Raw genomic sequence first — 12264 nt, 5'->3', positions numbered from 1 at the left:
AAGGGCCAGCACTGTTCCTTTGACGATATCCATTGCATAATATGGAACAGACATCATGATCAGCCCATTTTGAAGGATTCCGATCAAGATTGCACCGACGAAGGTTCCAAAGGCATTCGGTTTTCCCGCTCCTAAAACGGAGGAACCAATGAAGGCTGCTGCAACGGCATCCATTAAATAGGGGGACCCTGAATTGATTTCCGATGTCATGACCCTTGAAGCTAGGACAATCCCCCCGATTGCAGCAAATAGAGCCGAAAGCAGATAGGCAAGGACTTTGTATTTATTGACCGAAATCCCGGAAAGTCTCGCCGCTTCCTTATTTCCCCCAATCATGTACATATAACGACCGTGCTTCGTATAAGTCAAAAAGATATGGGTCGCTATCACAATGACTGCCATGATCAGGATTATCCATGGTACTTGGCCAATTTTGGCGAAAAACGGGCTGATCAGTCCTGTTGCGAATGTCCCGTCGGGCATGACCATATTTTGCGAAACCGTGGCCCCTTTTGTATAGGTAAGGGCAATTCCCTGGATAATGAACATCGTAGCCAATGTCATTAGCATGTCGGGAATTCTTAAGTTAACGATCATGAATGAATTCAATGCCCCTACGACAAGTGAGGCACCGATTGCAGCTAATATGGCAATCAATGTATCCTGTGAAAACCAGACAAACATTGATATGACGATGGCATTGGCCAATGATGCGACGGAGCCGACGGAAAGGTCGAACCCATTCACTGTCAAGGATATCGTTATGCCGATCGCAATGATGGTCACGATTGAGATGGAACGCAGGATGTTGATCAGATTAGTAGTTTGAATGAAAGATGGATTGGACACGGCAAAAATTCCAATTAGAATGACAATCGTTAATATTGTGCCGTATTTATAGAAAAATTCGAACAGGTCCACCTTTTTCTTCGCTTTCGCTGTCTGTGTAACAGAAATGGGTGTACTCATCCTAATTTCCTCCTGTTGAATAGAATAGTAGTTCTTCTTCATTCGTTTTGCTTGTTTCTAGTTCGATGACAGTGCTCCCGTCATATAACACGTATGTCCGGTTAGTAATGCCAATGATTTCGGAGAGCTCGGATGATGCATAAATGATCGCTTTCCCATCCCTCGCAAGCTTTGCAATCATTTCGAATATATCCTTCTTGGCTCCAACATCGACACCTTTCGTTGGTTCATCGAATATGTATACATCCGCAGCGGCTATAAGCCATTTTCCAATGGCAACCTTTTGCTGGTTACCACCTGAAAGGTTTTCTACTTTCACCTCCCCGGAAGGAGTTTTTATGCCGAGACTTGCGATCATTTCCTTCGCTTTTTCCATTTCCGCCTTACGATCCACAAAACTGAATGTCTTGCAGAATTTGCCGATACTGGCTGCAGTCAAGTTCGCCGATACTGATTCCTGAACAAGGACCCCTTCTTTCCTGCGTTCCTCAGGTATAAGTGCCAGACCGCTTTTTACTGCTTGGTGCGGAGATTTCAAAGAAAGCTTTCGGCCATTTAGGATGATTTCACCTGCTGTAATCGAAGTATGACCGAAAAGGCTTTTACACAACTCCGTTTTCCCAGACCCGACCAACCCTGCCAAGCCGATTATCTCCCCTGCTTTAATATGCAGACTGACATTTTTAACTTTCTCTGTATCTGACAATCCCTTCACTTCCAGAATAACGTCGCCAATCGAAGAATTCACTTCAGGGAACTGTTCATCCATGGTTTTCCCTAGCATATTCTCTATCACTTCGTTACGGGTGATGTCTTCCATTTTTCGACAAGTGACAAGCTCCCCATTCCTCATGATCGTAATTTCCTCACAGATTTCAAAAATCTCAGGCAGACGATGTGAAATGAAAATGACTCCAACACCTTTTTGCTTTAATTCATTTACAATTCGAAAAAGTTCTGTCGTTTCTGTATGACTTAACGGAGCAGTTGGTTCGTCGAGAATCAGGAATTTGCATTCTGTCGAAACGGCTCTTGCTATCAGGACCATCTGTTTTTCAGCCAAAGTAAGGTCTCTTACCAGCTTTTTCGAAGGGACACGAATTTTCATATCTTCAAGAATTAAAGAGGCTTGGTTGTGTAGCTCTTTCCATTGAACTATCTGTTTTTTTCCCATGTTTTGGACCATATCATTCAACATTATATTTTCCCCAACGGTTAAATAAGGGATGAGGGCCGTATCTACTTCCTGATAAACTATTTGAATCCCCTGTTCCTGCGCCGCTTTGGGCGAGCGGATATCCTGCTTTATCCCATCAATAAAAATGTCACCTGAATAATGAACATGGGCTCCCGATAAAACCTTCATTAACGTCGATTTCCCTGCTCCGTTTGCACCGACCAATGCGTGGGTTGCCCCTGATTGTATAGAAAAGTCAACTTCACTAAGCGCCTTCACTCCTGGAAATTCAATCGAGATTTTCTTCATTTCAAGTTGCGTGCCCATGTCCATTCCCCCTTATTGAACAGACACTCCCTTCACTTGAAAGAGAGTGTCCCCTTTTACTTTTTATAATGAGCTTTCAAAACTTTCATCCAATCTTCTTCAAATTCCGTTGATACACCCCATCCTTCGACAATACCAGACAGATTTGCCATGTTTACGGCTTCTTTTGAGGCTTGGATTTGCTTTTGTGAAATAAGTGATGCCTCTAAGTCATAGGTTTGCGGTGTTTTTTCGCCCGCTAATTTTTTTGCCAATATCCTCATATTCACTGCACCAATCAACTTGGGATCGACGGCTGCCGTGTAGGACCATGAGCTAGCGGCCGATTGGATTTCCTGAAGATCTGCATTCGATACATCAATTCCGTATATCTTCACTTCATCGCGGCCCGCTTCTTTAATCGCCCGGGCGGCACCGATAGCGAAGGCATCCCATGTTGCGAAAATGGCATCCAATTTACCTTTTGGGTATTTATTCAGCATTGCGGCTACTGCATTTTGTGTTTGAACCGAAGTATCTGCAGATGCCACTCCGAATCTTTCGACTTCCCTAATTCCAGGATTTTCTTTTAATTTTTCCTGATAAACTGAATTTCTTCTCACCATTGGAGGAAAACCATCCACCCAAAGGTAAGCAATCGCAGCTTCACCTTTCTGTTCTTCTATCAGTTTATCAAAAGCCAGTGTTGCCAACGCTTCATCATCCTGTGAAGTTAATGTCACACCTTCTATTTTAGATAAATCGCTAATTGAATCGAATGTGACAACGCTTTTACCTGCATCAACCAACTTTTGAACGTCATTCACTGTTGCTGCATCATCACCATGGGAGATGATATAGCCGTCATAATCTTCCTGCAAAGCCTGCGCGATCGCATCATGGAATTTAGCCGTATCCCCATTGGCTGTATACGTATCCACTTGAAAGCCCATTGCTTCTCCTTCTTCCTTCGCTCCAGCAAGGTACTGGGCCGTATGATCATCACCGCCAATTTTACGGATCACTTTTATTTTGGCCCCTTCCCCATCAGCAAATCTTTCCGGTACATTTTCAAATGATACTTTTTCTTCTTTCTTCGATTCTGTGGAACTCTGTCCTGTAGAACAACCCGTTAAAAGCAACGCCGAAGTGATGGCTGAAACGAATATCCCTTTAATAGATCTTCCCATCTTGTTTCCCTCCACATTCTCTTATTATTCTTATCAGTTAAGTTGGTGTAAATCATAAAATAAAAACCTCTCTAGTAATAGAGAGGTTTAATCAGCTGTATTGCAGACTTATCCCTCTCTTATCTGTCAAAACATTTCTGTTTTGCAGGATTTAGCACCAATTCCTAATGGAACGGTTGCTGGGCATCTTAGGGCCAGTCCCTCCGCCACTCTTGATAAGAGAATATATCGTGTTACGTTTTTCGTAATTATCACTTTATAGGGATATAGTCGTAAAGTCAATAGTTTTTCGAATATTTGAAATGTTCCCTACTACTTTTATTTTCTTTGAAGCTGGGCTAGACGCTTTTTCTCAATTTTTTCAAGTCTCTCCAACTGACGTAGTTTCACTTCGAACACAGTGATCGGATCACGGTAAACTTCCGGATTTTCTTTCATATGCTCCAATGCAGCCTGGTAGTCTTTAATTTCTGTCTGCGTTTGCTCTATTGTTTTTTGAAGTAAGGCAAATGAGCTGCGATAGAAAAGTGAGATGTCCCGATCTAAAGATTTTTCAAACAATCCAAATTGGGTAAGGAAGCGTTCAGTGATCATTTCCGCAACATCCTGGTAATCTTCACTTTCCAAGTATTTCTTATAACGATTGTACATATTGGCTTTATTTTGCGGTATTGCCCCAAACAGCTTTCCTGCTCCTTTAAGCAGCAATTGTGATGGAGTCCTTCGCAAAAGGATATTAACGTCATCGATGCGGATACTGCTTGTCATCCGGTCAGCATCACGGCGCCAGTCATCCAATACCCTGAAGTCACCTGCCAGCATAATCCGTTCTTCTTTGTATAATTCATTGAATCCGGCACTCATCTCATCCATAAACTGTTGGCTTTGTGAGAACTCCATTTGGGAACTAGCAATCCAATCTTGAAGAGAACGGTAATATTGAGGCATGATCTTGTCAGAAATGAAGGCTTGAATCCGCTCATTCATTTCGTGGTTCAACTGTATATGGACCTGACTGAAATCACTGCTTTCCGTTAACGATTTAGAGCAATCTCTCAGTAATTCAGGAATTTTAGAAGAAAGCTGACTTTTCACTTCATCCTTAAGCACACGGTACGACCTTATGATATTTTCACTTTTTTCTTTTTCTAAATCAGCCAGTTGATTGACCGCACCATTCAATTTGACTTCCATCTGTTCATTCCAAGAGATGGAATGCTCGCATTTCCGTTCATTGGCTGTCCGTTTTTCTAACAGATAAGATAAAGTTTTACGAATGAAAGCAAGGATTTTTTCAGATCTTCTTTCTTTCCAATTATCATCTTGATAATTCGATTGAAGGAATGCAGAAAGGTCATTCAACTGCTGCTTGCTGTCATAAAGTTTAGAGAAAGCGAACACTTTCGCATTCGGGAAATATGCATTCACTTTATCCCATGTTTCGTCTTCCATCCGGACCGCGACTTGATCACTGTATATCGTATCCATTTTATTTAATAAGAAATGAATCGGCAGTTTCGGAGCCATCATTTGAATTTCCAATAACAGGTCCCGTTCACTACCGGTGAAAGGCGCCCGGGCATCAAGAACGAACATCAGGCCATCACTGCCATGTAAATAGCCTTGGAAATCCGATTCCACGCTTTTTTCCCCATTGAACCCCGGTGTATCCAATAATCGCAGACGATTATTTCTAAGATAGTCACTAATAAGCGTCACATCGACAATAGTCCCGCGCTGGCGGCGTGTTTCATCCAATTCAGTTAGCTCCATGACAACCTTGCTATCTGTATCGGTAATTTCAAGGATTTCCAAATCATCCCCGTCTTTGACGCTGACTAGTGAAGAATGATCTTCGGCAGCGATGCTCTCGCCAACTATTGACTGTATAAAGGATGTCTTGCCATTTCCTGTACTTCCCACAAGAAGAAGATTGAAATTTCCGGTATCCTTAAGCCCCTCGACCATCCATTTAAGCTTATTGCCAACCCTTAAATCATTCTCTTCAGCCCATTGGATGATAGAATTGAACAGTTTCTCTCCCGCTTCCAGTCCGCCTCCCAATTTAGGCGATTTCGAAAGCAGGCTTTCTGCATCCTGAATGACCAGCGCATTAATCGTATCCGGGAAGATTTCATTCCAGGACAGCGCGGATGCCGCCGCAAACAGCGAAAGCTCCCCATCTGCGATTTTCAGCCAGTTTTCCAGCAACCTTGGCACGACAGGGCTTAAATCTTTGATTAGGTGCGTTCCTTCCAACAGACCTGCATATGCATCCCTGTAATAGACGGAAAGCTCATCCCATACATCCCCTTGGTTTAATTCGATGGTATCTATCAAGTTATTAATCACTCTTAGCCATTCAAAATAAGAATCGGTATATTTATAATTTTTCCAGAGGGCAACCGTCACCTTTTCGAAACGACCCTGGTCAAGTGTGTATAGCGAACCAAGGACAGTTGAAAAGTAGTCCGGATCCATCGATTGGGCAACCCCCTGCTGGATATACGTTTTCAGCACATCGAACCAGCCCATTGATTCTGTACGGATACTTTCATTCGCCGCTAATACCACCGCACTGTTCCAATCCTTTTGTTCTTCAAAAAAGGCTCGTGCGATTTCCGTGACATTCGGATAGTCAGGTTGAAACTCTACTGCTTCTTTCACGACTTTGGAAGCCAAATCATTTCTAGATTCAACTATGTACAGGGAAAACAGTTGCAAAAGAACCTCCGTTTTCAAAACCGCTTCATTCGTATCGACGGATTTATAAATATCCTCTGCGGTTGAATACATTTCCAGTTCAAAATAAGCATCAGCGATGTTTTTCTTCGCCCATGAACCAAGTTCACCTTCTATGTTTTCCCATTTAAAAATGGCTGCTTCAAAGTCATGGTGCTGAAAGTATACTTCACCTTGAGCGAATCGAATTGCCGTTAAATCCGCTCTTTCTTTTTTTTGTTCCACGAGAAACATTTCACCCAAAGCTTGAATGGGGTGTTTCCTTGTATCCTCAATCATCGTTTCATAATATTTTTTCCCGATCAGCCGTTCGTCCATCTTTATTCCCCCGATATATTTCATATTTTCAATTAAAGGATAATCACTAATTTGAAAAGCAGTCAAGAAGCCCTAACATGCAATTAATAGGTTCCTTTAGTTAAGAAAATCATTTGTAAAACCTTAAAATGTTATTTTAACAAAACAATATGGTAACAACATGTCACCACTCTTACAATTTTAAAACAGAAACGAATGGAACTGTAATGATTTTAATGAACCGATACAGAGATGTCATTTCCATATTCGAGAAATTATGTTTTTTCTAGTTTAACCGGTATCTAAAAAGTTTAGCGAACCATTCTTTATACATCTAAATTACCAGAAGTCCAGCCCTTTAACTACCTAAAACTAAAAACGGTAATAAGACAAATCCTCTACCCCACTCATTACTAATATCCCATTTAATCGTTCATATAAAAAAGCAGCACCCTCATTCGTGAAAGGTAACTGCTCTCTGATAAGCTCCGAACAGTCATTGTCCTTTGACAAATTAGGATTATACCCCTGTACGCTTACGTTGGTTATTTGGCTTTTTGGTCAACTGGCTTTTAAGCTGTTTCGTTTTCTTCACTACGCCGGTTTCCAGTTTATCTTTACTTGATCCTGCTTGCTTTTGAGCCAGTTTTTGTTTGACTGCATCCGCCAGGCTTAACTTTTTATTTTCAGACATAATGTTGTCTCCTTTAGTGTTCTGCCTTCTATTATAATATAGTTGCGGTTAGAAAGATAATAGGGAGTTATATCCGATTCTTTTTGCAAAAAATACCCCTCGATAAAGGAAGTTTCGCCAACGGAGGACTAATTCCCTGCTTAAAAGGAATAATGAAATGATAAATTATGTTGACTTCATAATCAGAATTTGCTAAATTATCTTTATATTATAAAATCTATGAAGAGAAAGAGTAAGATTAGTACCCTGTTCCACAGAGAGTCGACATTTGGTGGAAGTCGATGTCCAAGGCCTATCCGAAAATCATCTCTGAGATGCAAAGCTGAAAATGCAGTAGGCTTTGACGGGTTTCCGCCGTTACAATGGATCACGTATGAATTCGTACGTTGACTGAGTGCCGCAGCTTCTTATGAAGTGCGGAATATGGGTGGTAACGCGAGCACAAACTCGTCCCTGATTTTCAGGGGCGAGTTTTTTATTTGCACAAAACACTTAAAATAGCCTTTTTCAGGCCAGTCGGCGGGAGTTATCATTTTAAAAAAAGGAGAATCACCATGAAAAAAACAGACACATTATTTATCGGCCTAATGCTTTTCTCAATGTTCTTCGGAGCGGGGAATCTTATATTCCCCCCATTTTTAGGGGCGTCTTCGGGAACTTCTTTTTGGCCAGCCATTACCGGTTTTATCGCCACTGGAGTCGGCCTGCCAATTTTAGTGCTTCTCGCCGTCTCACTTGTTAAAGGCGGGGCACAAACTATCGGGGCACGTGTACATCCTCTATTCAGCACGTTGTTCATGGTTGTCATTTATTTAAGCATCGGACCTTTTCTAGCCATTCCACGGAATGCGAATGTCGCCTATGAAATGGGCTTCAAGCCATATCTTGGTGACTCAATGAATCAATCCCTGTTCCTATTCATATTCACAACCATATTTTTCATCATCGTTTATGCCATTTCATTGAATCCAAAAAAAATGGAAACCTTCATGGGACGCTGGATTACACCTATTCTGCTTTTGTCCATGGTCATTCTCTGTGTTGTCGGATTCGTAAAGCTTGATGCTCCATTCAAAGCTCCAACAGACGCATATGCAGCAGGAGCATTTTCGAAAGGGTTCATTGAAGGGTACAACACGATGGATGCTTTAGCTGCCCTGGCATTTGGGATCGTCATCCTTACTTCAATCCAGCAAAGAGGGATTTCCGATCGAAAACAATTGACGAGATATACAGTAAAAGCGGGTCTCATCGCTGGTGTATTGCTTTCATTAGTCTATATCTCCTTAGGTATAATGGGAGCACGCATGGCAGCCGATGGGTCATTCGAAAACGGAACGGATATCCTCACAGTCGCATCCACCCTTTTACTTGGAACTGGCGGGAAGGCCCTTCTCGGCATCATTTTCACTTTAGCATGTTTCACCACCGTCGTCGGATTGACGACCGCTTGCGGACAGTACTTCTCGAAACTTTTTCCCAAGCTGAACTACAAAAGCGTCATTCTGATTGTAACAATCGTCGGTTTCATCCTTTCAAATATGGGTCTGAATCAAATTCTGAAAGTATCGGTACCATTCCTTGTGATGGCTTATCCGTTAACGATCGTCCTGATTGTCCTGACATTCTTCAGCCGTCATTTCAAAAACCCGAAGAAGGTTTATCGCAGTGCAATAACTTTCACAGGAGTTTTCGCCTTGATGGATGGGCTGAATGCTTTCGGCTTACAATTAGGACCCGTGCAAACCTTGACTGATGTCCTTCCCCTTTCCGCTTACGGCATGGAGTGGGTCATCCCTGCTCTCGTCGGTACAGCCCTTGGCATTCTGCTCAGTCAAATCGGACAAACAGCTCCAGCTGAGGAGTTGGAAATCAAAACATTATTATAATGAGGGAAGCAGATGATTTTACAGATCATCTGCTTATTTTTTGGACGGCCTGCATTGCTTTATTTTGGAAAACACCATCCACTTTTTGTTATGATGGGGTTAAAGGAGATGATCTGTAATATGTCTAAACAAACCCGTATTGGTAAAACAGATTTGCATGTAAATCCGATTGGCCTTGGAACGAATGCCATTGGCGGACATAACCTATTTCCTAATCTAAGCGAGGATACAGGAAGGGACGTCTTGAGAACGGCACTTGATGAAGGAATTAACTTTTGGGATACAGCTTACATTTACGGTCCGGAGCGCTCAGAAGAACTTATCGGTGAAATCCTTAAAGAGAGTCGCAAACGCGAGGATATCGTACTTGCCACTAAAGGGGCACATAAATTTTCCGATGGCAATATCGTCTTTGATAACTCTCCGGCTTTTCTGAAAAATGCCGTGGATTCGAGTCTAAAAAGGCTCCAAACAGACTACATCGACTTATTCTATATCCATTTCCCTGATGAGGGTACTCCTAAAGATGAAGCAGTAGGTGCCTTAAAGGAATTGAAGGATGCAGGCAAAATCAAGTCAATCGGAGTCTCGAACTTTTCGTTCGAACAATTGAAGGAAGCGAATAAAGACGGCTATGTCGATGTCCTGCAATCCGAGTACAATCTATTCAAACGGGAGGCAGAACAAGACCTACTGCCATATACAGCCGAAAATAATATATCCTTCATTCCTTATTTCCCCCTTGCTTCCGGTCTTCTCGGCGGCAAATATAATCAAGAATCAACATTCGAGGACGGCCGGGCAAAAAGTCCGCTTTTCCAAGGACAAGCCTTTGTAAGCAACCTGCAAAAAGTGGAAGAGGTACGGGCGATCGCCAACAGGAAGCATGCCGATGTCGCCGATGTGGTACTAGCTTGGTATTTAACTCGGCACTCGGTAGATGTCCTGATTCCCGGAGCGAAAAAGCCAGAACAGGTCACACGCAACTTAAAAGCATTGGATGTCAATCTAACCATGGATGAAATCGCCGAAATCAGTGCCATTTTCGCTTAGTATATAGAAGGAAAGGCTGTTCAGCACTGTTGAGCAGCCTTTTCTTGATTTATCCCATCTTCATTCCTAACCTGTGGTTCCAAGCTCCCTATTAATTGAACGTCTTACATTACTAGATGATTAGGATCTTCTATTTCGCTATATTTAGTGAATATTCCACCAATTAAGGAAGAGGAAGCCTGATGAAAAAATCTATTGTTATTTTATTTTTTCTCATCTTGGCCAATCTGTTCTGGGCCGGTAATTACATTTTCGACAATGGATTCAAAAGCCATATTGGAGGAGTGTATGGAAAGAATGGAGATTGCTGTTAAAGGAGAAAATTTCAGCCCTCCATGCACTCGGACTTATCATATCTTTATTGACACCTTCTGGATATTTTTCAGCTCACCACAGCCGTTTCCGTATTTCTCGGATTGATTCTCGTCGCTCCATTTGCCATTGACTCGGGATTGAATCTTGATTTAAGCAGTAAAACAAGCACAAGGCTCATATACATTGGAATCTTCCCATCTGTTGGCCCCTTTATTTTCTGGAATATTTCCCTTCGTCATATCAATGCAAGCCAGGCTGGAATTTATCTAAATCTGATTGCTGTTTTTACCGCCATTCTTAACCTACTTTTAGGTCAACTGATTACTTTGGTCCAACTCCTGGACGGTCTCCTTGCCTTCATTGGTGTCTATCTGACAAGTAAAAAGAAAAAAGAATACCCGGCTGCCGTCATGAAAAACCTGTAAAAAATGTACAGAATTTCAAACCTCCTAACGCTTTCTTGTCTTTTCCCCTTGTCTACCCAGCATGATTTACGTTATCCTTTAAAGAAGAAAATCTGAATGCAAAGGTGTGCTTTAGTTGAGGATCAATAAATATATCAGTGAATCCGGAATTACCTCGAGACGAGGCGCAGATAAATGGATAGCCGATGGCCGTGTGACGATTAATGGCACAGTTGCTGAGCTTGGCAGTCAAGCTGAACCCGGGGATGATGTTCGTGTAGATGGCAAGCCAATAAAAGTGGAACAGCAAAATGTCTATATTGCACTGAATAAACCGATAGGGATTACAAGTACGACGGAAAAACACATTAAAGGGAATATTGTTGATTTTGTAAATCATCCGCTTCGCATTTTTCATATCGGACGGCTGGACAAAGACTCTAGTGGACTGATCCTGCTTACGAATGATGGAGACATCGTAAATGAAATCCTTCGTGCAGAAAACAAACATGAAAAGGAATATATCGTAACCGTGGATAAGCCACTTACCGCTTCCTTCATTCAAGATATGTCATCCGGCGTGGAGATTTTGGATACGAAAACACTTCCATGTAAGGTTAAGCAATTGACCAAATATACATTCAACATCACCTTGATGCAAGGATTGAACAGACAAATCCGCCGTATGTGCTCAGCACTCGGTTATGAGGTCCGTGATTTACATCGAATCCGAATCATGAATATCCATTTGGACGGACTGGCGCTCGGACAATGGCGCGACCTGACCAAAGATGAATTATCGGAACTATTCAAGGAGTTGGATTATACCCCTAGGCAGAGATAACTATTGAGATGCTCCCAGAATTCAGGGGGCATCGTTTTTTAATTTCAGAACATTTTTCAGCAATAATTTGCTATTTTGTTCTTTTTGGGTACTTTTACTCGTGAGTTTTGCACTTTTACTCGTGAATTCCGCACTTTTACTCGTGAATTTCGCACTTTTACTCGTGCGTTTTGCACTTTACTCGTGAGTTTCGCACTTTTACTCGTGAATTCCGCTCATTTACTCGTGAGTTTCGCACTTTTACTCGTGAGTTTTGCACTTTTACTCGTGAATTCCACTTTACTAGTGAATTCCACTTTTAATGGCCAAATCGAGTAGGGGGAAAATAAGTTTATTTTCGCCCCTCTCACAACACCGTACGTACGGTTCGCGTATACGGCGTTT

At 42.0% G+C, this 12264-nt stretch carries 10 protein-coding genes, 1 riboswitch and 1 other annotated feature; of the genes, 5 read left to right on the top strand and 5 right to left on the bottom strand.

Annotated features, from left to right (window positions below; translation table 11 throughout):
* From ACFX4X_RS24050 to ACFX4X_RS24030, 5 genes are all read right to left on the bottom strand, one after another.
* Positions 1–969, bottom strand: a 969-nt coding sequence (locus ACFX4X_RS24050) for an ABC transporter permease (RefSeq protein ID WP_377387153.1), incomplete at its 3' end; no start/stop codon positions are given.
* 1 nt (position 970) lies between these two features.
* Complete coding sequence (locus ACFX4X_RS24045; RefSeq protein ID WP_377387150.1) at positions 971–2473, bottom strand: sugar ABC transporter ATP-binding protein; 1503 nt, start codon at positions 2471–2473, stop codon at positions 971–973.
* A gap of 56 nt (positions 2474–2529) precedes the next feature.
* A complete protein-coding gene (locus ACFX4X_RS24040) occupies positions 2530–3642 on the bottom strand; it encodes a sugar ABC transporter substrate-binding protein (protein ID WP_284471919.1) in 1113 nt (370 codons plus the stop codon).
* 116 nt (positions 3643–3758) lie between these two features.
* A riboswitch (SAM riboswitch) is annotated at positions 3759–3864 on the bottom strand.
* 96 nt (positions 3865–3960) lie between these two features.
* Positions 3961–6702, bottom strand: a complete 2742-nt coding sequence (locus ACFX4X_RS24035; protein ID WP_284471920.1) for a GTPase domain-containing protein — start codon at positions 6700–6702, stop codon at positions 3961–3963.
* 499 nt (positions 6703–7201) lie between these two features.
* Positions 7202–7375 carry a hypothetical protein gene (locus ACFX4X_RS24030; RefSeq protein ID WP_164468807.1) on the bottom strand — a complete coding sequence of 58 codons (174 nt, stop codon included), beginning with the start codon at positions 7373–7375 and terminating at the stop codon, positions 7202–7204.
* Between the two features lie 210 nt (positions 7376–7585).
* Positions 7586–7833: a binding site (T-box leader), on the top strand.
* 96 nt (positions 7834–7929) lie between these two features.
* Here ACFX4X_RS24030 and brnQ point away from each other — a divergent pair.
* The 5 genes from brnQ to rluF all read left to right on the top strand — a co-directional run bounded on the left by brnQ (position 7930) and on the right by rluF (position 11880).
* Positions 7930–9264 (top strand): branched-chain amino acid transport system II carrier protein, encoded by a 1335-nt coding sequence (brnQ, locus tag ACFX4X_RS24025; protein ID WP_377387146.1) that lies wholly within the window; start codon positions 7930–7932, stop codon positions 9262–9264.
* A gap of 120 nt (positions 9265–9384) precedes the next feature.
* Positions 9385–10317 (top strand): aldo/keto reductase, encoded by a 933-nt coding sequence (locus ACFX4X_RS24020; protein ID WP_377387143.1) that lies wholly within the window; start codon positions 9385–9387, stop codon positions 10315–10317.
* A 182-nt stretch (positions 10318–10499) separates the two neighbouring features.
* Positions 10500–10631, top strand: a complete 132-nt coding sequence (locus tag ACFX4X_RS24015) for a hypothetical protein (RefSeq protein ID WP_377387140.1) — start codon at positions 10500–10502, stop codon at positions 10629–10631.
* 57 nt (positions 10632–10688) lie between these two features.
* Positions 10689–11057, top strand: coding sequence for an EamA family transporter (locus tag ACFX4X_RS24010; protein WP_377387155.1), 369 nt, complete (start codon positions 10689–10691; stop codon positions 11055–11057).
* 115 nt (positions 11058–11172) lie between these two features.
* On the top strand, positions 11173–11880 hold the full coding sequence (gene rluF / locus ACFX4X_RS24005; protein WP_061461357.1) for a 23S rRNA pseudouridine(2604) synthase RluF: 708 nt from the start codon (positions 11173–11175) through the stop codon (positions 11878–11880).
* Positions 11881–12264 lie beyond the last annotated feature (384 nt).

This window comes from Peribacillus sp. YIM B13481 (genome assembly GCF_042787985.1).
Classification (GTDB): domain Bacteria; phylum Bacillota; class Bacilli; order Bacillales; family DSM-1321; genus Peribacillus; species Peribacillus simplex_A.
Note: the sequence above shows the minus strand (reverse complement) of the source record. Positions and strands in the feature narration are given on the sequence as shown.

Excerpts from the sequence above, each read along its gene's own strand:
- ACFX4X_RS24035 (WP_284471920.1), bottom strand. The coding sequence starts at position 6,702 with ATGGACGAACGGCTGATCGGGAAAAAATATTATGAAACGATGATTGAG.
- ACFX4X_RS24040 (WP_284471919.1), bottom strand. The coding sequence starts at position 3,642 with ATGGGAAGATCTATTAAAGGGATATTCGTTTCAGCCATCACTTCGGCG.
- ACFX4X_RS24020 (WP_377387143.1), top strand. The coding sequence starts at position 9,385 with ATGTCTAAACAAACCCGTATTGGTAAAACAGATTTGCATGTAAATCCG.
- ACFX4X_RS24045 (WP_377387150.1), bottom strand. The coding sequence starts at position 2,473 with ATGGGCACGCAACTTGAAATGAAGAAAATCTCGATTGAATTTCCAGGA.
- brnQ (WP_377387146.1), top strand. The coding sequence starts at position 7,930 with ATGAAAAAAACAGACACATTATTTATCGGCCTAATGCTTTTCTCAATG.
- ACFX4X_RS24015 (WP_377387140.1), top strand. The coding sequence starts at position 10,500 with ATGAAAAAATCTATTGTTATTTTATTTTTTCTCATCTTGGCCAATCTG.
- ACFX4X_RS24030 (WP_164468807.1), bottom strand. The coding sequence starts at position 7,375 with ATGTCTGAAAATAAAAAGTTAAGCCTGGCGGATGCAGTCAAACAAAAA.